The organism is Scandinavium sp. (genome assembly GCF_051650185.1).
GTDB lineage: Bacteria > Pseudomonadota > Gammaproteobacteria > Enterobacterales > Enterobacteriaceae > Scandinavium.
Window position 1 is genome coordinate 1 of the sequence record NZ_JBOFIN010000060.1, and the last position, 23,675, is coordinate 23,675.

Sequence of the window (23,675 nt, forward strand, 5' to 3'; positions counted from 1 at the left end):
ATCCTGAGTGGAAATTACGGGCAGATGAAAGCATGGTCAGCCAGGCGCGCTCCCTGCTGGTTCGTCTGATGGGCGTGCGTAACAGTGAGTCGACCCTGTACCAGAAGATGCTCTCTCAGGTGGCACATCTGTATGTCGACATGCGTCTCGAAGACATGACCGGCGATACCGATGCATCCCGTCTGTTCAGCACCACGGAAGTCGTACCGGGCATGTTCACCCGCCAGGCCTGGGAGCAGGCCGTACAGCCGGCCATCGAGAAGGTGGTGAAGGCGCGCCGGGACGAGCTCGACTGGGTACTGACTGACAGTAAGCGCCAGGCGAAAACGCAGGATGAAACTTCTCCGGAAGCTCTGAAGAAGCGTCTGACTGAGCGCTACTTCGCTGACTTTGGCGGGGCCTGGCTGGAGTTTCTCAACAGCCTGCGCTGGAACCGGGCCACCACGCTGTCGGATTCCATTGACCAGCTGACACTGATGGCCGACGTGCGCCAGTCGCCTCTGGTGGCGCTGATGAACACCCTCAATGTGCAGGGCCGCACCGGGCAGACCGGTGAAGCCATTTCGGACTCGTTGGTGAAATCGGCCAAAAATCTGCTTGGCGGTGATAACAAGGATGCGATTGACCAGAGTGCCGGCGTTCACGGCCCGCTGGATGCGACCTTTGGCCCGGTGCTGGCGTTGATGGACAAGAACCGCACGGGAGCACAGGAGCAAAGTTTGCAGTCGTTCCTGACCCGCGTGACGCAGGTGCGTCTTCGCCTGCAGCAGGTGACCAATGCTGCTGACCCGCAGGCGATGACCCAGACCATTGCGCAGACCGTATTCCAGGGCAAGGCCGTGGACCTGACCGAAACCCGTGACTACGGCAGCCTGATTGCCGCCGGTCTGGGACAGGAGTGGAGCGGCTTTGGCCGGACGGTGTTTGTGAATCCGATGGAGCAGGCCTGGCAGCAGGTACTGACCCCGGCTGCCGACAGCCTCAATGCCCAGTGGCAGCAGGCGGTGGTCGCTGAGTGGAACAGTGCTTTCGGTGGGCGTTATCCGTTTAACAACGCCAGCAGTGATGTCTCCCTGCCACTGCTCGCCAAATACCTCAATGCGGATTCCGGACGTATCGCCCAGTTCCTGCAGACCCGCCTCAAAGGGGTGCTGCACAAAGAGGGCAACCACTGGGTGCCGGACAGCATCAACTCGCAGGGGCTGGCGTTTAACCCGGCGTTCCTCAATGCCATTAACACCCTGAGTCATATTTCGGATGTGGCCTTCACCGAAGGCAATGCCGGCATGAACTTCGAACTGCGTCCTGGTACGGCTGAAGGCGTGATGCAGACCAACATGATTATCGACAGCCAGAAGCTGACGTATGTGAACCAGCTGCCAGCATGGAAGCGCTTCACCTGGCCTGCAGATACTGAGGCTCCGGGGGCGAACCTCAGCTGGATTAGCACGCAGGCGGGCACCCGTCAGTACGCTGATATTCCTGGCGCCTGGGGCTTAATTCGCCTGCTCGATAAAGCCGCGGTCAGTGCTTACCCGGGTGTCGGCAGCAGCTACAGCCTGAGCTGGAAGGCACAGGACGGTCGCACGCTCAATTACACCCTGCGTACCGAAGCTGGCGAAGGCCCGCTGGCGCTGCTGAAACTGCGTAACTTCCGCCTGCCGGAAACCATCTTCAGTACCACCGGTATCGCGCCGTCAGACCCGGCTACAGATACGGTCAGTGACGACGGGGAGGCATACTGATGAGCACACTCAATGCTTTACTCAGTGCCTGCCAGACAGAGCAGGCACCCCTGCTTGCCGCCACCCGTGACCGGGTGGCGCAGTGGGACAGCTGGCTGCAGCCGCTGTCCGGTTCATCACCTGTTGGCGAGGACCCGGGCTATGACGATGATTTCCAGCAAATGCGCGAGGAGGTCAACAAACTCTCCGGCGCGGATACCGAACTCATCTGCCGGCTGGCAGAGAAACTGCTGACCACCACCGCCAAAGATATTCGTGTGGCAACTTACTACTGCTGGGCGAAGCTGCACCGCGAAGGTGAGCAGGGGCTGTCCGACGGACTCGAACTGCTGGCCGGTCTGCTGGAGCGCTTTGGCACACAACTGCACCCGCAGCGTGACCGCAGCCGTAAAGCGGCACTGGAATGGCTGGCAGGGTCGCGCATGACTGACTCGCTTTCCCTGTATCCGGAAGTGGTCAGGGAAGAGGCCGTACGCACCACCGGGGCGCTGCTGCTGATAGCCGGGCTTACGGAAAACGAGCCGGATGAAACCCGTCCGGAACTCAGCGCGCTGTACGGCGCGCTGGAAAATCGCCTGCAGAAAGCCGGCGGCGTGGATGCGGTGGTACCGCAGAACGCCAGCACCAGCGAAACGCATTCCGCGAGCAGTCACAGCGATGCCCCGGCCATCGGGCGTATCACGTCCGGCCAGGATTTGCTGGCTCAGGCCCGCACACTCACCGAATACCTGCGCGAGCAGCCGGACGGCTGGCTGTCAGCACACCATCTGATGAAAAGCCTGCGCCATGACACCCTGCGGGCTATCCCGGCCCCGGATGCACAGGGGAACACACGCATCGAGCCGCCAAGGGCAGATCAGCGTGCGTTACTCAAGCGCCTCTACCTGCAGCAGAACTGGGCTGAAATGCTGGAAATGGCTGACAGCACGTTTTCCCGCGGTGCCAATCACCTCTGGCTGGATTTGCAGTGGTATATCCACCAGGCCCTGACGAAATCCGGGCAGGAGACGCTGGCCGACATTGTCGCGGCTGACCTGAAAGGGCTGTTATCGCGTCTGTCCGGGCTGGAGACGTTGGCATTCAGTGACGGTACCCCGTTTGCAGACGAAGTGACACTGAACTGGATCCAGCAGAGTGTGCTGGATACCGTCGGTGGATGGGGTGATGACACGCCATCCGCCCCGGCAACTGCCGGAAACGATGACATTCTGGCGCTGGAGCCGGAAGCCGTGGCACTGGCTGACAGTGAAGGTCTGGATACGGCTCTGGCCTGGTTACAACAACGGCCCGGCATGACCTCCGGGCGTCAGCAGTGGCTGCTGCGGCTGCTGATGGGCCGCATTGCCGAGCAGTACGGTAAAAATGAACTGGCGGTACACCTGTTTGCTGAGCTGGGTGAACGTGCCGGAGACGTGACGCTTAGTGACTGGGAGCCTGAACTGTTGTTTGAAGTACATGCCCGTCATCTGAAACTCCTGCGTATGAAAGCCGGCCGTAGTGAGGCTGATAAAGCCCGCCTTACACCGGTAATGGACCAGTTACTTGCCGGGCTGATCGCCGTCGATCCTGCCCGTGCCGCCGTGCTTTGCGGTTAAATCCACAGGAACAGAAATAAATGGAAGATTTGACCCTGCGCTATTATGACGCGGAAATGCGCTACCTCCGTGAAGCCGCCAAAGAGTTTGCTCAGACCCACCCTGACCGTGCTGCGATGCTGGACCTGGATAAAGCCGGCACACCTGACCCGTATGTTGAACGTCTGTTCGAAGGTTTTGCTTTTTCGATGGGACGGCTGCGCGAGAAGATTGACGACGACCTGCCGGAGCTCACCGAAGGGCTGGTCAGCATGCTCTGGCCGCACTACCTGCGCACCATTCCATCGCTGTCGGTGGTGGCCCTCACCCCTGCCCTTCATGCCGTGAAAATGGCAGAAGTCGTGCCCGCTGGTTTTGAAGTATACTCCCGTCCGGTGGGACCGAAGAACACCGTCTGCCGCTACCGCACCACACAGGATGTGATGCTCAATCCCCTGAGTGTCTCGGGCGTCACCATGACCACCGAGCCGGATGGTCGTTCGCTGCTGCGGTTGCGCTTTGCCTGCAGCAGCCAGGCAGACTGGTCTCATGCTGACCTCAGCCACCTGAGCCTCTATCTCGGGGCGGATGCCCCGGCCAGCAGCCAGCTTCACCTGATGCTGACCAAACGTCAGGCGGCCCTGTATATGCGTCTGCCGGGTCAGACTGACCGCATCCGCCTTGACGGATATTTCTCGCCGGGGGGATTTGCGGAGGAGGACGGGCTGTGGCCGAAAGGCGACACCGCGTTCAGCGGCTACCAGCTGCTGCTGGAGTACTTCACTTTCCGCGACAAGTTTATGTTTGTCCATCTCAACGGCCTGGACGGCATTACGCCGCCTGCCGGGGCAGAGTACTTCGACATTGAAGTGGTGTTCAGTACACCGTGGCCATCCGACCTGCCGGTCACCGATGACGCGGTTCGTCTGCACTGTGTACCAGTGATTAACCTGTTCACCCTGGAAGCGGACCCGCTCACCATCACCGGGCTTGAAAGTGAGTACCTGCTGCGCCCTAAACGACTGCAGGACGGACACACCGAGATTTATGCGGTGGATTCGGTTACCGGCTCGAACCGCACCAGTGATGCCGAATACGTGCCATTCAGCAGCTTCCGCCACAAGGGCGGGATGATGCGCCGTCACGCACCACCTCGCTACTACCACACCCGGGTAAAGCGCAGCGTGACAGGACTGTATGACACCTGGCTGATTCTGGGTGGTCACCAGTGGGAAGCTGACCGGCTTGTCGACCGTGAAGCGGTGTCGCTGCAAATCACCGGCACCAACGGTCAGCTACCCCGCAGGGCGCTGCAGAGTACCCTGCTTGACCGTTGTGAGCAGGTAGTGAGTACACCGCTCTCAGTGCGCAACCTCTGTAAGCCCACGCTGCCGGTTTATCCGCCAGCGGAAGACCGTTTTCACTGGCGGGTGCTGAGTCACCTGGGCTCCGGGTTCCTGAACATGATGAGCACCGCCGAGGTACTGCGCGGGACGCTGGCGCTCTATAACTGGCAGGAAGATGAACTGAATACCCGGCGTCTGGAGGCGATTCAGCATGTCGAACACCACCGACTGCAACGTTTTGAGCAGGGCTACCTGCTGCGGGGTCTGGATATCGAGTTGACCCTCGACAGCAACGGCTTCACCGGTGAGGGCGATATCCACCTGTTTGGTGAAATGCTCAATCGCTTTTTCGCACTCTATGCCGACATGAATCAGTTTAACCAGCTCACCCTTATCGTTCAGCCAGAAGGAAAATGCATCCGGTGGAAAGAGAATCACAGTCCGCGCCTGCCCGGCTGATAACGCAACTGGGCGACCGGCTGCCGTACATTAACTTTTACCGTTTCTGCCAGCTGCTGGAACAGAGCCAGCCGGATAAACCGGTTATCGGCAGCAACTGGCAGGTACGCCATGAGCCGGTGCGCTTCCGGCCGCATCCGGGAATGGGCTTCCCGGCATCCGAAATCAAAGGGGTTGAGCCGCCTGAGCATCCCCACCTGCCGACGACGGTGCGCATCACTTTTATGGGGCTCTACGGTGTGGAGTCCCCGCTGCCGACGCACTATATCGATGACATCACCCAGCGTCGCGAAGGGTATGAAGCCACCGCCGATTTTCTGGATATCTTCAACCACCGGCTGATTGCCCAGTACTACCGCATCTGGCGCAAATACTCTTACCCGGCGAGCTTTGAAGCCGGCGGTAAGGACAATATCTCGCAGTACCTGCTGGGACTGGCGGGGCTCGGCATTGACGGCTGTACAGAGACCATCGCCGCCCCTGCGTCACGCTTCCTCGCACTGCTGCCGGTGATGTTACTGCCGGGACGTACAGCGGAAGGCATGGCCTCACTGGTGCGTCTGCTGGCCCCCAACACACAGGCGAAAATCTGGCATCACGACAAACGCCGGGTGCCGCTGAAAAAGCCGCTGACCATGAGTGTCCGCCAGCCCGTCACCCTGACAAATCGTCCGGTGATGGGCAATTATGCCACCGATGTGAACAGCCAGGTGCTGATGCGTCTGACGACCACCGACCCGACTGAAGTGCAGGGCTGGCTGCCGGGTGGCGAGCTTCATACCGACCTGATGGCGCTGCTGCATGTCTACCTGGGCTCCCGCCTTGATGTCCGCCTGCAGCTATGTGTCGACCGCAGCCTGCTGCCGGACGCGACGATGAGCACGAAACCCAAAGCAGGCGCAGTGCAACTGGGCCGTACTGCCGTGATGCGACCGCTGAATGCGGCCAGGACAGCATCACACCCCAAAACAATCACCATTAATCTGGGCCGCTATCAGCGCGTCCAGGAAAATATTCACCGCAGGGAGACCGATGAAAATGGCGATTATCGCTGGTAAAACCACCATGCCTGCGCTGGCCGCAGGTATCACATTGATGCTGGCAGGCTGTGGGCTGACCCAGAGCGTCACGGACGGCACTGTCGCTGTGACCAAATCGATTTTTTATAAGCAGATAAAGACCCTGCATCTGGATATTCGTGCCCGTGAGGCGGTGAACAGCAACGCCGGGGGTGTGGCCCTGTCCACCGTGTTGCGTGTATACCAGTTGAAAGACCGCAAAACCTTCGACACCACAGACTATCCGTCACTGTTTAAGGCCGACAGTCAGGCCATCAAGGCAGACCTGGTGGCGGAGAAAGATATTCGCCTGCAGCCAGGCGGAGCAGTCATGGTGGATATGCCGATGGATGAAAATGCGCAGTATGTGGCGGTGGCTGGCATGTTTATGTCACCGGACCAGGTGAACAACACCTGGCGAATAGTGCTGAGCCGTGATGACCTCGACCCGGACAAGGCTCGTGTTATCGAGGCTGGCAATAACCGACTGACGCTCATTCCGGTAAAGGATAAGTAAGATGCCCCGCCCTTCCCTCTATGAGAGCCTGTACGGCAATTTTACAGGCGGTCTCGACCTCCATCAGGTCAGCGAACAAAACCAGGTCATCATGTCGGTGCTGGATAATATGCAGCGTATTCTCAACTGCCGCGCCGGCACCCTGGCGCACCTGCCGGACTACGGACTGCCGGATATGACCAAAATTCTGCAGGGTCTGCCGGGCACCGCCCATCAGCTGATGGGTAAGCTGTCAGCCGTGCTGCTCACATACGAACCACGTCTGAAAAAAATAGACGTTGTGCTGCTTGACCAGGAAATCCCTGGCGAGCTGCGTTATGCCCTCGATGCCGAACTCAAAGGCATTGGGCTGGTGCGCTACGGCACGGAGTTTATGCCGGAAGGTCGTGTTCTTATCCGACATCTGCGACAGCAGCACTATCTTGATAACCAGCAGCGTCTCTGAGCGCGTTAACCTTTACCCCGCCAGCACAGGGAATGTATGTCAGCAAAAGCACAGTTTTTGAAGAAATTACAGGACCAGCGGCCCCGCAGTGCTGCTTTTAACTCTAAAGCGGAGGCCGATATTGCGGCTTTCCGCGAGAAGATAACCCGGTTACAGGAAACCATGGAGACATGGCTTACCGGAACAGAGGTGCACACCGACACTACCATCACCTCTCTGGTCGAATTTCTCATAGGCGGTAGCACGTTTTCAGTCCCCGGCATTGCCCTGCACTACCAGCAGCGGAGTATCCGGTTTACCCCCATTTTTCTGTACGGACAGGGCGTGACCGGGTGTGTTGAAGTCCGCCTGTGTGCAGAGGATGATAGCCGGCCGCTGTATCGTCTGTTTATGCGCAGCGCCGGGCTTGATGACTGGTCCGGGTGTCCGGCCGGCACACCCGACAGCAAACCTGCCCGGTTTGATGAAGAGACGTTCTTTGCCATTATTTCCCCTTTGCTGCCAGAGTAACCCCTGCACCTGACTCTGAGCCCTGCTCGCTTTTATGCCCACGGACAACCGAACATGCATGACGAACAACCCCGCCAGGTGAGAACCGGTGGCGACCCGCGCTCACTGCCTGAGTTTATGGCGCTGCGCGATGAGATGAGTAAGCTGACGCATCCGGCACGCCCGGACGTTAACTGGAAACAGGTGGAAGCCCTGTCACTCTCCCTGTTTGAAATCAACGGCGTGGAGCTGCAGACCGGTGCCTGGTATACCCTTGCCCGCAGCCATCTGGCGCGGGTCAGTGGTCTGAACGAGGGACTCGCCATTCTGACGGCGCTGCTGAACCACCAGTGGGCCCAGCTCTGGCCGCAGCCGGCACACGCCCGGGCAGAAATAATCAACGGCCTCCTGCAGCGTGTGCAGAAACTGTTCCGCACCTTTTCACTGGGACCTGCGGATATGCCAGCCCTGATACTCACTGAAACGCGGCTTCTGGAGATGAAGGATATTCTCAGGCGTCAGGAGCTGGAACATGCCTGTCAGATGAATCCCGTAATGCAACTGATACGCAGCGCGTTAACCCGGCTGGAGAACAGTCCTCAGTCAGAGGATGAGTCTGTCGGGAACACGGTATCCGGACAGGACGTGGTCATAACGGAAGACGCCCCGGCAAGCCGTCTGGTGTATGTCATCCGGAAGGAGCCGGAAATCGGGGTTGAGGTGACCGAAGATATCCCGACACCACCAAAGCGCTGGCCTGCATTTATCGCCGGCATGGCAACTGCATTGCTGCTCAGCGCGGTCACCGTATTCGGCTGGAAGGCGCTTCACCGCCCGGATAAAGCAGTTCAGGCGATGGCGGCATCAGTCGCCTGGGTACCGGAACCTATGACTCCCTCGCAAATCGAAGCCTTCCGTGGAACGCAGAACTGGAAATCGCATTCGGGAATGTGGCTTGCGCGCATGACGAACCAGGTCAACTGGATAACGACGCTGGCACCTGGCTGGCGGCTTCGCTATGGCTGGGGCATGGTCTCGCAGGCGAAAGCACTGTGGCCGGATGACCCGGCGACCCGGGCGCTGGTACAGCGCTGGGAACGCTATCAGGCATCCAGAGCGCTGCCTGCCAGCGAGCTGAATGGCTGGCATGACGGGATGATGCAGCTCAGGGCCCTGTCAGCACAACTTGATGCGCTGGACAGACAGAAAGGTAAATACATGACGGGCAGTGAACTGAAGACGATAGTCTGGCGCATCACCAGCACGTTTGCCAGTGCGGTTCCGGTGGAAGAGCAGTTTCGGCAACTGAATTCGGCTTCTGGAGAGACTGATGCTCCGCAGGCTAATATTGAGCAGGTTTCACGCCACCTGGATTCGTTGATCTATTTGCTGGAGCAATTGTCGGCGCAGAAGACGGATACATTAACGGAAAAAAACGTGCAGAAATATCAGCCCGAGGGAGGCAGCCATGCAACCCCGTGACCCTCATTATCATCCCTACCCCCTACCAGACTGGTTTGATAAGGCATTTCAGCATCTTAATCCGCATGACCGGAATAAAATGGTGATGCTATGGCGCTCCGAGCCCGTGCTAAGAGAGGCCACACTCCGGCTGAACAAACGTAATCCGGCAATACATCTCCCTACCCAGTGCCCCTGGTGTGGAAGTCCCCGGTATACACAAAACACCAGGGAATGGGAGTATCGTTGCTCAGATTGTCTGCGACAGTCATCACCCGCGACCGGCACGATTTTTACCGACCTGCACAGGCGTAAATATTACATTCTCTACGCCGTACTGGCCTCACACTGGCTGAATGAATATATCCAGGATGTTGTCTGGCTGAGCGGTTGCCACAACAAAAAGGAATGGAAGGAATACGCCCTACGCCTTCGCCCATTACTTGAGCGTCTGCCTGCGCCGGTTACAGAACTACCGCGGTATCTTCATGGTTTTTCACCTGCGGTTCAGGGCTTGTGTTGTCCGGCCTGCGGGGGAAAACACATTGCTTACGATACCGAAGAGCCTGCGGCCAACCCCAATTTACATTGCCGGATATGTCTGCACCGGTTTGTCATGCACCCGGACATGCCCAGAGGAACCCTTCGTGATGGCTCACAGCCGACTGTACCAACGTGGTTCCGGAAGGAGTTTGCACAGACCACCAACGCAGAATACGAACACCTCGTTACGGTCTGGTCACGTGAGCCCGTATTACAACAACTGATCGATGAACTCGATGACCAGAACCCGCTGCTGAGTCAGGTGCATGAATGCCCGTATTGCCACAATCACCGGGTTAGCAACCCGGCTGGTGACGACAGGTACATTTGTCATGCGTGTAAGCGGCCCTTCTCCAGTTCAACGGGAACGGTTTTCAGCAAAATGCCGAAAATACTCTACGGACGACTCTATCAAACGCTGGTACTTATGTGGGCGCAGTGGAACCCCAGGCGGGGCCTGAAGGCGAGCACGATGAGTTCCGAAGGGTTATTATTGGCATATCGTAATCGCATGAAACCCCTTCTTGATGGCATCAAAGGCGTACCAGTAACCCCTCGTCCACGCTGGATGATGAGGTTTACACCTGGAGAGCAGGGAGTCAGATGTCTGAAATGCCAGTCTGATAATCTGGGGACGGAAGGTCGAACAGTGTCATCACTGGATGATCCGCAGATAGTCTGTAAGAGCTGCCACCATAAATTTATGCTCCGTGAATGGCTGGTTCAATTCCAGTCGGACGATTGACGCGAGTTGAAAATACACTCAGGATTGGTGGCTTCAGCCAAGAAATTATCTTCCGGCGGTCGAGCTGGTGGTCTTGACAAATACTGAAAAATAGGACTATATAGAAAACAGTACGTTAACCCGCTGGTTCGATTCCGAGTCCGGGCACCACTATTCTAAAGAACCCGCCCAAAAGGCGGGTTTTTGCTTTTTAGCATTTGCTTCCCTACCCCCATACAGACATTTCCCCTACCCGCCCCCTGAAATTTCTGAAAATACAGCCGCACGTTTATCGCCAATATTGCCCTTATGCCGCTGATAACTCTCTCGTTCCCCCGATTTTCGCCTCTAAATTCAACATATTTACAAATACAATTGAATACCTTCGACTACGCCATAGCGTGTATCCTTCGCGCGAAGCATGATGATTGTTTCACCATCTGAAGCCAGCAAGGAGGCACTATGACCGTCGATCACTACCTGAAAAAGCTACGCTGTGTAAAGGAAGAGCACGTGCTGGAAAAGCTGATTGCTCGTATCGAAGACACTCTGACGCCAGGATCGCAGGCCACGTTCCAGAAAGCCTGTGACCGCCGTCGTGCTGAACTGTGTGATAACCAGTTTTCGTTGAACAACTCATACAACGACTTTAGCCCGAGCAAAAGATACTAATTCCAGTAAGCCCACGAGAGTACCAGCCACAGGCTGGTACTTTTTTACCTCCCTCCCAACGCAATCCTTCGAGCCGACGCTCGTTCTTTTCCCAAAACCGATGCTTCATATAAGTTGAAATTAAATTCTAATCATGGACATTAAAACACATAAAACCATTATAAATCATGAAGCCAAAATGGCGTTCGAATGAATAGAATTACGCTTTCAACAAAAATCCTGCCAACTAATGTGGAATAGTTCATTTAAAATAGTGAGAATAACCATATTCAACAATGCCTAAATATATGTATAGCTTTTGCCCGGAGAAAAAATGGCAACATCACTTAAAAATGACCTCCTCGATTTGCTCGACTACTATCACGAATTTATCCAGGGTCAACACAATACAAAACAAGGCGCCGACGAACCCTGTGATGATACCTCTGTGAGGTTAAAATTTATCACCACGCTACTGCTCGCGGCCTTCTCCTACGATGACAACCGCTATCGAATGCTGGCTGAGAGGATGATGACGGTTACCGAGGATGAAGAGATGCACTCAATAACGGTTGAAATCTCCCATCTGCTTAAAAATAAGCCACACTCACAACGTAATGCAGTTCCATACTATTAATGGTTGTTCTTTTTATTTAGCTGAAATAAGGTCAGGCATAATATAATAAAGCACTATTAATAAACGCGGCAAACACTATACAGTCAGTTTTTTTAAGACGAAAACATCATATTCATTAGTCGAACTGGTTATCCATTCGCTCAGATATCTTTGTTAGGCTCACAGGTCTGTATACTCTGTCCCAGGGAGGGTTCTGGCATTTATTTCCCCTGCACCACGGCAGGCATCACCCGAACGAGCTTTTTTGCCCTACACTTACAAGGGCAACGGTTCCAGGGAACCCGTTCTGTTCGTGATTCATAAGAGATAATGCTATGGAATTAAAGGACTATTACGCCATCATGGGCGTGAAGCCGACGGACGATCTCAAAACCATTAAGACCGCCTATCGTCGACTTGCTCGTAAATACCATCCCGATGTCAGTAAAGAGCCCGATGCCGAAGCCCGCTTTAAAGAAGTGGCCGAAGCCTGGGAAGTGCTGAGCGACGAACAGCGTCGCCAGGAATATGACACGCTCTGGCAGCATCGCAACGATCCGCAGTTTCGCCAGCATGCCCATACCGGGCAGCAAGAAAGCTACAGCCAGCAGGATTTCGACGACATCTTCTCGTCGATGTTCGGTCATCGTGCCCAGCAATCGCGCCAGGCTCACACCGCCCGTGGTCACGACGTGGAAATCGAAGTGGCTGTTTTCCTCGAAGAAACGCTCGACGCGCATCAGCGTACCCTCAGCTTTAAGCTGCCGGTCTATAACGTCTTTGGCATGGTCGAGCAGGAAATCCCAAAAACCCTTAATGTCAAAATTCCGGCAGGCGTCGGTGACGGTCAACGCATCCGCCTGAAAGGCCAGGGCACGCCGGGTGAGAATGGTGGGCCAAACGGCGACCTGTGGTTGATAATCCGCATTGCGCCGCATCCGTTGTTCGACATCGTGGGGCACAACCTCGAAGTGGTGGTGCCACTCGCACCGTGGGAAGCCGCACTCGGCGCCAAAGTGGAAGTGCCCACGCTCAAAGAGAGCGTTCTGGTCACGATCCCTGCGGGCAGCCAGGCAGGACAGCGCCTGCGAATCAAAGGCAAAGGTCTGGTGAATAAACAGCATACCGGCGATCTGTTTGCGGTCATTAAGATTGTGATGCCGCCAAAACCTGATGAGAAGAGCACGGCACTCTGGCAGCAACTGGCCGAAGCACAAGCCAGCTTCAGTCCGCGTAAAACGTGGGGGAAAAATCATGGCTAATGTCACCATCACTTTTACCGTAACCGAATTTTGCCTGCACACCGGCGTCTCGGAAGAAGAACTGGATGAAATTGTCGGGCTTGGAGTGATAGAACCTCGCAAGAACACCGACGCGGCCTGGCAATTCGACGATCATGCCGTTACGGTTGTGCATCGTGCATTACGCCTGCGCCACGAGCTGGCGCTGGACTGGCCGGGTATCGCCGTCACGCTCACTTTGCTGGATGAAAATGAACGCCTGCGGCAGGAAAACCGTCTGCTGCTTCAACGCCTGCAGCGGTTTATCGAATAAGCCAGACAATTTTTGACACAAAGCCAGCCTGCGGGCTGGCCTTTTGATTGCCGCCTTCCCTTATACTTTCACCATGCCCTTTTTGACAAAGTAACTTCATCATGACGACATTTGCCGCTAAACGTGACTGGCGAATCCCTGGCGCGCTCTTTCTGTTAGTGGCGCTGCTGGCGCTGGCTTTTCAGCTTCACAGCCACTGGCCAGCTTTTTTGCAATGGTGTCTCGCCACCCAAATCACGCTGCACCGCTATCTGGTGATGTACCTGTTGCAACTGAATAATCACCAGTACAGCGGCGGCGTCTGGCTCCTGGTCGGCGCTTTTGTTTATGGCGTTTTGCACGCCATCGGCCCCGGACACGGCAAGTTTATCGTCACCACCTACATCAGTACTCATAACGAAAGCCAGCTTGCCGCGCGGGTGGTGCCGTTTATCGGCAGCCTGATGCAGGGCGTGAGCGCTATTCTGTTCGTGTTTATTCTGGCCGTCGGCCTCAATCTGGCGTCGGGTGATCTCAGCGAGAGCCGCTGGTATGTGGAAAAAATCAGTGCCGTGCTGATTGGCAGCTTCGGGGCCTTTGTTATCTGGCAGGCCCTGAAAAGCCTGCGTCCACGCAAACTCAGCATTCAAAGTCTTAAGCCTCTCCATGATCATGGTGATCGCTGCGGCTGCGGCCATCACGGCGTTGGCGCAGACCTCGCACAGGCCGACTGGAAAACCCGGGCAGGCATTGTATTAGCCATTGGGGCTCGCCCGTGCAGCGGGGCAATCATGATTTTGCTGTTTTCCAATGCGCTGGGCATCGTGACCTGGGGAATTATTGCGGTGATGGTGATGGCGCTGGGCACGGCGTTATCGATTCTGGGGCTTTCGCTCGCCGTACGTTATGCGCGGGAACGCACCGTGGCGCTGTTTGGTGAGAGTGCCAACCCGCGCCCATGGTTGGTGCCTGCGATTAAAATTGTCGGCGGATTGCTGATTGTCCTGTTTGCCGTGGTGCTGTTTTTGACCGTTATCCCGATCAGCGCCAACGGCGATTACATTGCCGCTGGCTGCTGATACCGGCATTAACGCGTCACATGGAGCACTTCTTCAGATTCGCTGTGCTGCTTCACCTCTTCGGCGTTCAGCCACAGCGGCTTACGGCCAAAGGTTTGATACAGGCTAAGCTGATCGTTGTAGTGTTTTGCAGGCGTGCCATCCGGGGCAATAAACCCACTCTGCCCTGGCGCCACCACATCCCACGCCAGCACGCTGCCCGGCTTCTCCTCTGGCGAAAACACAATCATGTCATTCTCCGTGCCACGGTTTTGGTATTCCGCCTGATGGCGGGCTTCCTCTGGCAATGCCTGCGGCACGCCAAAGAAGTTGTTCGCCCGGAAGGTCAAGTGCATGGCTGGCGTTTTCCACTGCGTCATGTCCGCACCATAGCGCTGCGATAAGGTCTTCCAGCTCTCGTCGAGCGCGTTGAGCACCACCTCCTGCTGCGTTTGCCCGTGGAAAAGATCAATGGCCTGTGGAACCGGACTTTGCTGCCCTTTCAGCGCCTCATACAGGATCTTCGCGCCCACGCTGATGTTCAGCGATCCCGTCGGCCCATCCTGAGTGGTTTCATAGCCGCTGGCGGTATACCAGCTGTCGAACGGTGCAGGCACAGCCGCAGCAACGGTCTGTTTAAGCATGCTGGTCAGCCAGAGGTTCAGGATTTCCGAGCCCGGCTCAGCCCAGGTTTTTCCGTCGCTATTCAGGTGATTGCTGCCGTCCCAGCCAGATAAGGTGCGAACCAGTTTCGCGCGCGGGTCGCTTTCCGAAAGCCCTTTCACCGCCGCCTGTAACGTCGGTAAAAACAGACGCAAATTCAAATCCTGACGGCTGGTGTGGCGAATGATATCCCACGCCTGTTCACGAGTGAGTTTTGGCTGCTTGTCGATTAAACGTTTGATCTCATCAACACGATCGGCGCCGCCCCACAGGAAGGCAAACAGATCGGAGGCCACATAGCCCTGCTGAGGAGAGTTATTCCAGTTCGCAATGTAGCCGGAAGCCGGGTTGTAAACCTGAGGGTTAGTGCTGAACGGCAAAATGCACTTCCAGTCCCATTTTCCGGTGCCGGGCACGGGTAAACGTGGGTCGTGCTGCGGCTGGCGCTGAGGATAGGCTCCGGAATGCACGTAGCCGATGTTGCCCTGCTGATCGGCGTAATACCAGTTGATGGTCAGCGCCTGCTGTGCGGCCTGCTGCTTCCACTGGCTCCAGTTTTTCGCCTGCATCTGGTGAGTCCAGGCCAGGAGTGATGCGACTTCTTTGCCGTCCCACGCGCGGGCTTTGGCATAGGCCGTGTGCGTCGACTTATCAGTCTTAATCACGTTGCCATGCACCGTTCGCCAGACCGTGAACGGCACTGACTTCTCGCCTTTCACCGGGATTTGCTCATCACGGCGCTGCATCGCTTGCCATTGTCCGTTGTGGTAATACGCGCCAGGATGCGCATCATCGAGCTTCTCGGCAAAAATATCCACATCGTCACCAAAGCCTGCCGTCGCCCCCCAGGAAATATGGCCATTGTGACCAAACACCAAACCCGGGTAAGCAAATGGTGTATTGCCGGTCACGTCGTATCCTGCGCCATGCAAACCGATGCCATAAGTATACGCTGGGGCATACCAGCCGAACTGCGGCCCGTTCACCATGATGGCGTTGGCGCCCTGCACTTTGGCTTTGCCAATCACCCACATGTTGCTGGTTGTCGGATAGCCGGCCAGCCCGTTCGCACCGCTGCGAGCAAACTGTGCCGCAATGGTGTTACTGTTTTCTTTACCCGAAAGCGCCAGCAAAGCGCCGTCATCCCCCTTCGCCAGCCGTTCAAGCATGGGCGGCGTCTGCGTGTATCGAGGAAGCTGGTAAGCAAGCTGCGTCGCTTCGCTGTTCAGGCGTAAAGGGTAACGGCTCTCTTTGCCTTCAATCGTGGTGGAGGCATCAGGGTTCACCAGCCATTTCAGCTGATTAAACACCGCCATGCCTTTGTCCGCACCGTACTTATCACGCAGCGCGGTCAGTAGCGCCAGGTTATCGATTTCACTGGTGCTGTCCGAAAAACGGTTTGCCATGGTACCGACAAAAACCATCGCCACATCAAAGGCTCGCCAGTGCTGCGGTTTGAACCCCAGCTTCGTAAACTGCTGCGGCATCAGCTTCTCAGGTTGAGCATTCACTTTGTCGATCCACGCGTTCATCCCTTCGGCGTAGCCTTCAAGAATGTCCCGTTCTTTTGGCGGCAGAGCGTCAATCTGTGCCTGAATGGACGCAGGCCAATAGTTGGTACGGATGTCCTTGTCGAAGTCGAGATACTTGCGGCCCAACACTTCACTGACTGTGCCCTGAGTGCTGCGCCGCGCCATTTCCATCTGGAACAGACGATCCTGTGCCACGACATAGCCGTAGCCATAGAACAGCCGCCGGGTGTCGTTCGCGTAAACATGCGGCACGCCATAGCCATCACGAATGATTTTTACGTCTGTTGTTGAATTTGCTGCCAGGGCGGAGCTGCCACTGAGGGTGAACAGGGCGGCGGCAATACAGTTCATTATTTTATGATTTTTATTATTCATTGAATCCTCTTACAGGTGAGTTAACGCGGATTCATCCTGGCAGAGAACCTCGTGTTATCCAGAACTCATGAGTAGTTTGCAGAGGAATTGTGAGCACGCTAACCATTTTTGATTCATCTTTAATCACAAGTCACATAAAACGAATCATAAAGAAGCGGATCAAGCGCCAAAAAAAACGCCCCCAGAAATGGAGGGCGTCTTAAGCGAAGCTAATGAATGCTGTTATTCATTAATGCGCGGATGCTGATCGACCAGCGTAGAGCGTTTTTGTTGAAGCTCAGCAATCTGCGTATCGAGATCTTCAATCTTCTGCTCAATGTTATCGTGATGCTCTTGCAGAATTTCTTTCGCTTCCTGGATATCCGAAGCCGCAGGCGTCGCGCCTTTCAACGGACGGTTCGCGGTTTCTTTCATCGAGATACCGGTCAGCAGGCCGATAACCGCAATCACCATCAGGTAATAAGCTGGCATCATCAGGTTCTGAGTGTATTCCACCAACCAGGCTGCCAGCGTTGGCGTCAGACCCGCAACCAGCACTGAAATGTTAAACGCACTGGCTAACGCACTGTAGCGAATATGCGTCGGGAACATCGCCGGCAGGGAAGAAGCCATCACCCCGATAAAGCAGTTGAGGATCACCGCCAGGAGCAGCAAGCCACAGAAAATCAGCGCGACAACATCGCTGTTAATCATGATAAATGCCGGGATGGAGCACACGAACAGCAGCACGCTGCCGACCAGGATAAACGGACGACGGCCGAAGCGGTCACTGAGCATGCCGATAATCGGCTGCACAAACAGCATCCCGACCATAATCGCGATGATGATCAGCACACCATGATCTTCCGAGTAATGCAGGTTATGCGAGAGATAACTCGGCATGTAGGTCAACAGCATGTAGTAGGTGACGTTGGTCGAAATCACCATCCCCACGCACACCAGCAGCGCGCGCCAGTGTTTGGTGGCAATCTCTTTAAACGACACCTTCGGCCCTTCCTGCAGGCCCTGACGGTCGCCCTGCTCCAGCTTCTCAACATGCTGTTGGAAGGCCGGGGTCTCTTCCAGCGCATGACGCAGATAAAGCCCGATAATGCCGAGCGGCAGCGCCAGGAAGAACGGCAGACGCCAGCCCCATTCAAGGAAGTTATCTTCACCCACAATGGTGGAAATCAGCACCACCAGGCCCGCACCCAGCACGAAACCGGCGATGGAACCAAAGTCGAGCCAGCTTCCCATAAAGCCGCGTTTACGGTCCGGCGAGTATTCCGCGACAAAGATAGACGCTCCGGTATATTCGCCGCCGACCGAGAAGCCCTGCGCCATCTTACACAGCAGCAGCAGGACAGGAGCCCAGATACCGATGGTGGCATAGCCGGGGATCAGACCGATACAGAAGGTACTGATCGACATGATGATGATGGTGATTGAGAGTATTTTCTGACGACCGTATTTGTCGCCGAGCATGCCGAAGAACAGACCACCCAGTGGGCGGATCAGGAAGGGAACGGAGAAGGTCCCCAGCGCGGCAATCATCTGAACGCCAGGGTTGGCATCCGGGAAAAAGACCTTACCGAGTGCGTAGGCCACAAATCCGTAAACGCCGAAGTCGAACCATTCCATCGCGTTACCCAGCGAAGCGGCGGTGATCGCTTTGCGCAGCTTACTGTCGTCGATGATGGTGACATCACGAAGCGTGATCGGCTTAACTTTTTTCCTTTTTAGCATTGTTGTCCTCGTTAACTATCGCCGTGAGCGCACGCAAAGGTGGCGAACAAGGGGGTTCGCAGCGGTGCGGTAGTGGAGCGGCGAATTGCTGTGCTCCTCATTTCAAGCGTAGCAGGTTTACTTACACTGACTGGTTACAGCCTGTACAACCGAACCTGTTGACGCCTGCTCTGGCAGTAAAAGGTGCTGACCAAAAGGTCAATGAGCAGGGGTGTTTCTCGTATTTCTGTCTTTACCCTAACAGTGTTTATATGTGTGATCAACTTCACGGAAAAATATCCTTACTGTTAAGTTGATTCATGAAACGTAAATAAGTTCAATCTTAATCCCTGAATTTCCCCGGCTAGCCCCCCTCATTTCCCGTACAAAAAACGCCGATATTCTCGCTAATTAAGCACGATTCGCCGTGGGTATCATTAATACGCTAACGATTTCCCAACCGACAATTCTTTACATTTAGTTCACAGCAAAATCATATTTAAAACCCCGACAAAGCTTTCCTTCAAATATGTGACAAATATAACTAAAACACTGTTTTATTTTCATTGAATCATTATTCCAGTGATCGCATCATAACCACGCAGTCAGCACGCAACACCGACGCTCAGTGGCTGCAAACAACACCTCTGAATACTTTAGCTTGCATAAACAAACAGATACCAGCCAGCACATTGGTCAGTCTGTTGATGAAAATTCTTTTATATCTTCCCGGCCATGATGCCGTTGGAAGCGAGGATAGATGATGAAAATCAAAGCCACGATTGAACGTATCCCTGGTGGGATGATGCTGGTGCCGCTGCTTCTCGGCGCGGTTTTAAATACCCTTGCACCGGACACCGGTAATTATTTTGGCTCGTTCACTAAAGGTATGATTGGCGGAACAGTGCCGATTCTGGCGGTGTGGTTTTTCTGTATTGGTGCCTCAATTGATTTACGCGCGACCGGCACGGTATTACGTAAGTCAGGCACGCTGGTGGTGACGAAAATAGCCGTCGCGTGGCTGGTAGCGATGATTGCCGCCACCTTCATTCCGGAAGGCGGAATTCAGACTGGCTTCTTCGCCGGCCTGTCGGTGCTGGCGCTGGTCTCTGCGATGGACATGACCAACGGTGGGTTGTACGCCAGCCTGATGAACCAGTACGGCACCAAAGAAGAATCCGGCGCGTTTGTCCTGATGTCGCTGGAATCCGGCCCGTTGATGACGATGGTTATCCTCGGCTCCGCTGGCCTCGCCTCTTTCGAGCCTCACCACTTCATCGGTGCCGTTCTGCCGTTTCTGATTGGCTTTGCCCTCGGCAACCTGGATCATGACTTCCGCGCGTTCTTCAGCAAAGCGACACCGGTGCTGATCCCGTTCTTCGGTTTCGCACTGGGGAATACCATCAATCTGAGCGTGATTATGGATACCGGCCTGCTGGGTATCGTGCTGGGCGTGGCAGTGATCATCATCACCGGTATTCCGTTGATTCTGGCGGATCGTCTGATTGGCGGCGGAAATGGCACGGCAGGGGTGGCGGCGTCTTCCGCTGCGGGAGCGGCAGTGGCAAACCCGGTGATTATCGCGCAGATTAACCCGGCCTTCGAACCGGTCGCCGCTTCAGCCACCGCGCTGGTCGCCGCGAGCGTGATTGTGACGGCGATTCTGGTCCCGATCATTACCGCGCTGTATGCCAAACGCTTTGGTCAGCCACAAACGGCGAAACAGCCTGAAGCGGTGGCCGCAGAGTCATTGCATCATTAATGTCAGATGCCGGGCGGCACTGCGTTTGCCCGGCCTGCAAAAACTGATTTTCGTAGGCCGGATAAGGCGTTTACGCCGCCATCCGGCAATCAGCTCTCATCGACAAACAGCTCTTCAATCATGGCATCCACCAGCCGTGTTGCCGAACAGAGTCTCGGCATACCCAGCGCAACGGGCTGCCAGGTTTGAGTCACGGACCAGCACACCGGCTGTCGAACCGCATCACAGTTGCTGCCCATCCAGGCCAGCATCTCTTTATGATCCATCAGCCCCACTGACGCTGGCGAAGCCAGCCACTGATGATAAGAATGGCGAGTCTCCTTCGCCGCACCAATGCCTTCCGCCAGATACTGTGCGGTCATGGTACGCAAACTGTCTTTGAGCAACGCGCGCACTTCGGGATTCGCCAGCCGCCAGGTATCGCCAAATGCCCCCCAGCGCAGCTCCTCCAGGGCGACATAGCACCGCCCTGCCAGTGACCAGCCATCGTATTGCCCGGCGTGCCAGCGGGTAAAGACTTCGTCGCTGTGCAAACCAGACTGTACCATTAGCCCGCGCTGCGTCAGCGCCCGTTGTTTATGCCCGGCCCGCAGGCTGAACTGCTCGCCCACCAGACCATACTGCTGACGTAACTCCACTGAAGCGTGGCTTTTGGCCTGCAAGATCAGCAGATAATCGCTCATCCGGGTGAGCGCCAGATGCCCGGGATCGAACTGGCTGGCGAGTTTTTCCGCCAGACCCAGCCGCATCGCCGGGTTGTCGCTGAATAAGCCCGCCGCAGACCACGGCCGCAGCTGCGTCTGCGCCACGATTTCATTCATCAGACGCTCACGAAACTGCTGCTGTTGCGGGGCAAGCGCATGCTGGCGCGGGTTATCAATCCCCAGCACCAGGTCGACCATAAATCGGGCATGGAGGGACTCAAGCGCCCGGCCCGGCCCCTCCAGCAATCGCGTGTTCATCTCTGTTCAGCCGCAAAAAGGGTTTGAATGTCATCGCGCAACAGGCGCGCATCCTCTTCAATCCAGCGCACCGTCGCCAGACTTTGCTGAAGCTTCTGGCAAAGCACGGTCACCGTGGACTGATGTTGCTGGCGGAGCGTCAGGCTCTCCTGCAGGCTTTTCTGCAAGCTGCTGAGGCTTTGCGAAAACTCTGCGAAGAACGTCGCCATTCCCGCCGTAACAGAGACATCGACTTGCGCCGCCAAAGCTTTAAGGATTTGTGAACAGAAGGTCGCGACGCTGTCGACAATTCGACCTCTAATCGCATTAACATCAATGATGTAGCGCGTTTTGGTCATCACGTAATCATCCCAGCCCCAGTTGGGATTATTCAGCCAGCGACTGACCGTTTCTCGCATACCGCTGCGGGCGCTGCCCACCGGGCTCTCTTCCGCCGCGATAGCCCCGTTAAACCATTGCGGCATCGTGATTTGTAACGATCCTGACTGAAACACCGGCAGCGTAATCCGCGTGCGGAACCCGGCACGATGAAGTTCCTCTTTGACGTGCGACTCTATCGGGCGCAACGCATCGTCAAGCGTTCGGCTGAGCGAGGTTTCCAGTTGGCTAAAACGCAGCGACAGCTCGCGGATAATGCCCTGCTGACAGGAAAAAATCGTGCTCTCACAGTCAGAACGAATAATGCTCAGCAGGCGGTTTGCCTGCTCTTCATCCTCAAGGATCAGCTCCCCGCCCTCGTCCTGTTGCGACCAGCGTAATTCCGCGCCGTGCGCCACGCTCATCTGATGCAGATTGTCCGCACTGAAGCTGTTCTCCACCAGCGTCAGGATTTCACGCTGTTGTAGCTCGATAAAGCCCTGTGCGGCTTCCATCGCCTGTTCCACTTCATGGCTGATCTCTTCGCTCACCACCCGCTGGCGCACCGTAAAGCGAGCCATATCCTCTTCAAGACGAGCGATATTGTCCTGCAGCTGATCTGCCGCAACGGTCAATCCTTGCAGGCGAAAATCGAGAAAATCCCGCGAGGTTTGCGCATAGTTCAGTAACTTATGCGATGCCGATCGCAGAGCAAACAGCGAGGCATTGGCATGTGCCGCATGCAGCAACATGTTGATCGGTTTTTCAAACAGCGAATCTTCCCACAGCAAGTCCGCGGCGTGGCGAATGTGAGTCAGATCGTCCAGATCCGCCGTGCGCCAGCGTCTGCCAAGCGCGGCTTCGGCAAAATCCTGCACCCAGCGTTGATCCTGGTGATCGGGCAGTTTTCCATAGGTCGAAATCTCATGCCGCGCGCGGTTGGCAAGATAGCCCCACATCGACGAGACCGGGAAGATCTGCCCTGGCGTGATGTAGCCTTTCATCAGCGTGCCCGAGATAGTCGCCCGAACCTGCTCCTCATCGTCGCTATTACGGTCTTTCTGATCGAACTTATTGACCAGCGCATACAGCGGCACCGATTTGCTGACGGCCGCGATCGCCTGCCGGACTTCCTGATCAGAAATCGACTTCAGCTGGGTATAATCCATCACCGCCAGCACCGCCGAGGCGCGGGCCAGCTGTTCATTGAGCATTTTCTGCAAGTGCGGCTGCCCGGCTTCATTGGGCCCTGGCGTGTCCAGCAGCGTCAGCTGACCGGGGTTCTCACCGAGCCCCGCCAGATGCACAAATTCCACCTCAATCACCGGGATGTGTTCGATAGCCGCGTAATCCGCAAACGGAAAATCCACATCCAGCGCCCGGGAAAGGCGAACCAGATCGTTAAGGCTTTTCAGGCACTGAAAAATAGGCTGCGCACCCAGATAATATTTTTCAAACGCTACGCCACCAATAATACGTTCCAGCAGAATGTTCATGTCTTTATCCACTTCAAGCTTAAGCGCCAGTTTGGCTCTGTCGATATCCCGCAACTTTTCCTGCAACTCGTGCATTAAGCGTTCAATCGGCTCGACGTGAATAAAATTCAATACCGGTTCTTTTTGCCCTTGCGTATGACGAATAAGGGTGGGCAATGCCGTCATGGGGCGATTTCGGTTAGGTAAAACTTCCGTACCCACAATGGCATTAATGGTGGTGGATTTCCCTGCCTTCATGGTGCCTACAATCGCCAGCACCATTTCCAGCCGGGTAATTTTTCGCAATTCGTTATTCAGCGTGTCCTGCTGAGCCGCCAGCAGATGCCCGCCCGAATGCGCTGTGGGTGTGATTTCCGCCTCCCCCTGCTCTGCCTGCAAGCCCCCTGGCAGCGCGGTGACCGTATCCAGATGTCGTAATGCCAACTGAAGCAAACGCTCAGCTTCCTGACTCAGTTCAAATATTGTCTGTGTGTACATGGTTAAAGTATTCCCTTAACGCAAACTTTATAACTTTTATTTGTCAGACTTTTTTATTTCCAGATTTAAATTTTTTATATAATTATCCGCACCACGATGAAAACGCAGTGCGTAAAAAAACCAGGAGA

19 protein-coding genes are annotated in these 23,675 nt (G+C 55.7%); 14 read left to right on the forward strand and 5 right to left on the reverse strand.

The window, feature by feature from the left end:
• The 8 genes from ACRCWW_RS07170 to ACRCWW_RS07205 all read left to right on the forward strand — a co-directional run.
• On the forward strand, nucleotides 1–1,745 hold a 1,745-nt coding region (locus ACRCWW_RS07170), incomplete at its 5' end, for an ImcF-related family protein (protein ID WP_438681788.1).
• Nucleotides 1,745–3,340, forward strand: a complete 1,596-nt coding sequence (gene tssA / locus ACRCWW_RS07175) for a type VI secretion system protein TssA (protein ID WP_438681789.1) — start codon at nucleotides 1,745–1,747, stop codon at nucleotides 3,338–3,340. The genes ACRCWW_RS07170 and tssA, both read left to right, overlap by 1 nt.
• 20 nt (nucleotides 3,341–3,360) lie before the next feature.
• The gene (tssF, locus tag ACRCWW_RS07180; protein ID WP_438681790.1) at nucleotides 3,361–5,124 is read left to right on the forward strand and encodes a type VI secretion system baseplate subunit TssF; all 1,764 of its coding nucleotides are present in this window, start codon (nucleotides 3,361–3,363) and stop codon (nucleotides 5,122–5,124) included.
• Nucleotides 5,079–6,182 (forward strand): type VI secretion system baseplate subunit TssG, encoded by a 1,104-nt coding sequence (gene tssG, locus ACRCWW_RS07185; RefSeq protein ID WP_438681791.1) that lies wholly within the window; start codon nucleotides 5,079–5,081, stop codon nucleotides 6,180–6,182. Before tssF ends, tssG begins: the two co-directional genes overlap by 46 nt.
• Nucleotides 6,163–6,699: a type VI secretion system lipoprotein TssJ gene (gene tssJ, locus ACRCWW_RS07190; RefSeq protein WP_438681792.1), complete on the forward strand. Its 537-nt coding sequence runs from the start codon at nucleotides 6,163–6,165 to the stop codon at nucleotides 6,697–6,699. The genes tssG and tssJ overlap by 20 nt, the downstream gene beginning before the upstream one ends.
• Nucleotide 6,700: 1 nt before the next feature.
• The gene (gene tssE / locus ACRCWW_RS07195; RefSeq protein ID WP_438681793.1) at nucleotides 6,701–7,144 is read left to right on the forward strand and encodes a type VI secretion system baseplate subunit TssE; all 444 of its coding nucleotides are present in this window, start codon (nucleotides 6,701–6,703) and stop codon (nucleotides 7,142–7,144) included.
• Nucleotides 7,145–7,306: 162 nt separating this feature from the next.
• Nucleotides 7,307–7,654, forward strand: a complete 348-nt coding sequence (locus ACRCWW_RS07200) for a hypothetical protein (protein ID WP_438681794.1) — start codon at nucleotides 7,307–7,309, stop codon at nucleotides 7,652–7,654.
• Nucleotides 7,655–7,708: 54 nt separating this feature from the next.
• Complete coding sequence (locus tag ACRCWW_RS07205; RefSeq protein ID WP_438681795.1) at nucleotides 7,709–9,115, forward strand: VasL domain-containing protein; 1,407 nt, start codon at nucleotides 7,709–7,711, stop codon at nucleotides 9,113–9,115.
• Between the two features lie 733 nt (nucleotides 9,116–9,848).
• On the opposite strand, the gene ACRCWW_RS07210 is transcribed toward ACRCWW_RS07205, so the two are convergent.
• The gene (locus tag ACRCWW_RS07210) at nucleotides 9,849–9,971 is read right to left on the reverse strand and encodes a hypothetical protein (protein ID WP_438681796.1); all 123 of its coding nucleotides are present in this window, start codon (nucleotides 9,969–9,971) and stop codon (nucleotides 9,849–9,851) included.
• A gap of 852 nt (nucleotides 9,972–10,823) precedes the next feature.
• Here ACRCWW_RS07210 and ACRCWW_RS07215 point away from each other — a divergent pair.
• The 5 genes from ACRCWW_RS07215 (at nucleotide 10,824) to ACRCWW_RS07235 (ending at nucleotide 14,240) form a co-directional block, all read left to right on the forward strand.
• Nucleotides 10,824–11,033, forward strand: coding sequence for a hypothetical protein (locus ACRCWW_RS07215; RefSeq protein ID WP_438681797.1), 210 nt, complete (start codon nucleotides 10,824–10,826; stop codon nucleotides 11,031–11,033).
• Between the two features lie 313 nt (nucleotides 11,034–11,346).
• The gene (locus ACRCWW_RS07220; RefSeq protein ID WP_438681798.1) at nucleotides 11,347–11,649 is read left to right on the forward strand and encodes a hypothetical protein; all 303 of its coding nucleotides are present in this window, start codon (nucleotides 11,347–11,349) and stop codon (nucleotides 11,647–11,649) included.
• Between the two features lie 314 nt (nucleotides 11,650–11,963).
• Nucleotides 11,964–12,890 (forward strand): curved DNA-binding protein, encoded by a 927-nt coding sequence (cbpA, locus tag ACRCWW_RS07225; RefSeq protein WP_438681799.1) that lies wholly within the window; start codon nucleotides 11,964–11,966, stop codon nucleotides 12,888–12,890.
• Nucleotides 12,883–13,182, forward strand: a complete 300-nt coding sequence (gene cbpM / locus ACRCWW_RS07230) for a chaperone modulator CbpM (protein ID WP_438681800.1) — start codon at nucleotides 12,883–12,885, stop codon at nucleotides 13,180–13,182. The genes cbpA and cbpM overlap by 8 nt, the downstream gene beginning before the upstream one ends.
• A gap of 101 nt (nucleotides 13,183–13,283) precedes the next feature.
• On the forward strand, nucleotides 13,284–14,240 hold the full coding sequence (locus tag ACRCWW_RS07235; RefSeq protein WP_438681801.1) for a nickel/cobalt transporter: 957 nt from the start codon (nucleotides 13,284–13,286) through the stop codon (nucleotides 14,238–14,240).
• An 8-nt stretch (nucleotides 14,241–14,248) separates the two neighbouring features.
• Here the strand turns inward: ACRCWW_RS07235 and ACRCWW_RS07240 are convergent, their stop codons facing one another.
• Nucleotides 14,249–16,789 (reverse strand): penicillin acylase family protein, encoded by a 2,541-nt coding sequence (locus ACRCWW_RS07240; protein ID WP_438681802.1) that lies wholly within the window; start codon nucleotides 16,787–16,789, stop codon nucleotides 14,249–14,251.
• Between the two features lie 222 nt (nucleotides 16,790–17,011).
• The gene (proP, locus tag ACRCWW_RS07245; protein ID WP_438681803.1) at nucleotides 17,012–18,514 is read right to left on the reverse strand and encodes a glycine betaine/L-proline transporter ProP; all 1,503 of its coding nucleotides are present in this window, start codon (nucleotides 18,512–18,514) and stop codon (nucleotides 17,012–17,014) included.
• Nucleotides 18,515–19,256: 742 nt separating this feature from the next.
• Between proP and kdgT the strand changes: the two genes are divergently transcribed.
• A complete protein-coding gene (gene kdgT / locus ACRCWW_RS07250) occupies nucleotides 19,257–20,255 on the forward strand; it encodes a 2-keto-3-deoxygluconate transporter (protein ID WP_438681804.1) in 999 nt (332 codons plus the stop codon).
• 89 nt (nucleotides 20,256–20,344) lie between these two features.
• Here kdgT and ACRCWW_RS07255 read toward each other — a convergent pair whose 3' ends face one another.
• Nucleotides 20,345–21,217 carry a diguanylate cyclase regulator RdcB family protein gene (locus ACRCWW_RS07255; RefSeq protein ID WP_438681805.1) on the reverse strand — a complete coding sequence of 291 codons (873 nt, stop codon included), beginning with the start codon at nucleotides 21,215–21,217 and terminating at the stop codon, nucleotides 20,345–20,347.
• Nucleotides 21,214–23,547, reverse strand: a complete 2,334-nt coding sequence (gene crfC, locus ACRCWW_RS07260) for a clamp-binding protein CrfC (RefSeq protein ID WP_438681806.1) — start codon at nucleotides 23,545–23,547, stop codon at nucleotides 21,214–21,216. Before crfC ends, ACRCWW_RS07255 begins: the two co-directional genes overlap by 4 nt.
• Between the last annotated feature and the right edge of the window lie 128 nt (nucleotides 23,548–23,675).

Excerpts from the sequence above, each read along its gene's own strand:
- tssA (WP_438681789.1), top strand. The coding sequence starts at position 1,745 with ATGAGCACACTCAATGCTTTACTCAGTGCCTGCCAGACAGAGCAGGCA.
- tssF (WP_438681790.1), top strand. The coding sequence starts at position 3,361 with ATGGAAGATTTGACCCTGCGCTATTATGACGCGGAAATGCGCTACCTC.
- tssG (WP_438681791.1), top strand. The coding sequence starts at position 5,079 with ATGCATCCGGTGGAAAGAGAATCACAGTCCGCGCCTGCCCGGCTGATA.
- tssJ (WP_438681792.1), top strand. The coding sequence starts at position 6,163 with ATGGCGATTATCGCTGGTAAAACCACCATGCCTGCGCTGGCCGCAGGT.
- tssE (WP_438681793.1), top strand. The coding sequence starts at position 6,701 with ATGCCCCGCCCTTCCCTCTATGAGAGCCTGTACGGCAATTTTACAGGC.
- ACRCWW_RS07200 (WP_438681794.1), top strand. The coding sequence starts at position 7,307 with ATGGAGACATGGCTTACCGGAACAGAGGTGCACACCGACACTACCATC.
- ACRCWW_RS07205 (WP_438681795.1), top strand. The coding sequence starts at position 7,709 with ATGCATGACGAACAACCCCGCCAGGTGAGAACCGGTGGCGACCCGCGC.
- ACRCWW_RS07210 (WP_438681796.1), bottom strand. The coding sequence starts at position 9,971 with ATGACAAATGTACCTGTCGTCACCAGCCGGGTTGCTAACCCGGTGATT.
- ACRCWW_RS07215 (WP_438681797.1), top strand. The coding sequence starts at position 10,824 with ATGACCGTCGATCACTACCTGAAAAAGCTACGCTGTGTAAAGGAAGAG.
- ACRCWW_RS07220 (WP_438681798.1), top strand. The coding sequence starts at position 11,347 with ATGGCAACATCACTTAAAAATGACCTCCTCGATTTGCTCGACTACTAT.
- cbpA (WP_438681799.1), top strand. The coding sequence starts at position 11,964 with ATGGAATTAAAGGACTATTACGCCATCATGGGCGTGAAGCCGACGGAC.
- cbpM (WP_438681800.1), top strand. The coding sequence starts at position 12,883 with ATGGCTAATGTCACCATCACTTTTACCGTAACCGAATTTTGCCTGCAC.
- ACRCWW_RS07235 (WP_438681801.1), top strand. The coding sequence starts at position 13,284 with ATGACGACATTTGCCGCTAAACGTGACTGGCGAATCCCTGGCGCGCTC.
- ACRCWW_RS07240 (WP_438681802.1), bottom strand. The coding sequence starts at position 16,789 with ATGAATAATAAAAATCATAAAATAATGAACTGTATTGCCGCCGCCCTG.
- proP (WP_438681803.1), bottom strand. The coding sequence starts at position 18,514 with ATGCTAAAAAGGAAAAAAGTTAAGCCGATCACGCTTCGTGATGTCACC.
- kdgT (WP_438681804.1), top strand. The coding sequence starts at position 19,257 with ATGAAAATCAAAGCCACGATTGAACGTATCCCTGGTGGGATGATGCTG.
- ACRCWW_RS07255 (WP_438681805.1), bottom strand. The coding sequence starts at position 21,217 with ATGAACACGCGATTGCTGGAGGGGCCGGGCCGGGCGCTTGAGTCCCTC.
- crfC (WP_438681806.1), bottom strand. The coding sequence starts at position 23,547 with ATGTACACACAGACAATATTTGAACTGAGTCAGGAAGCTGAGCGTTTG.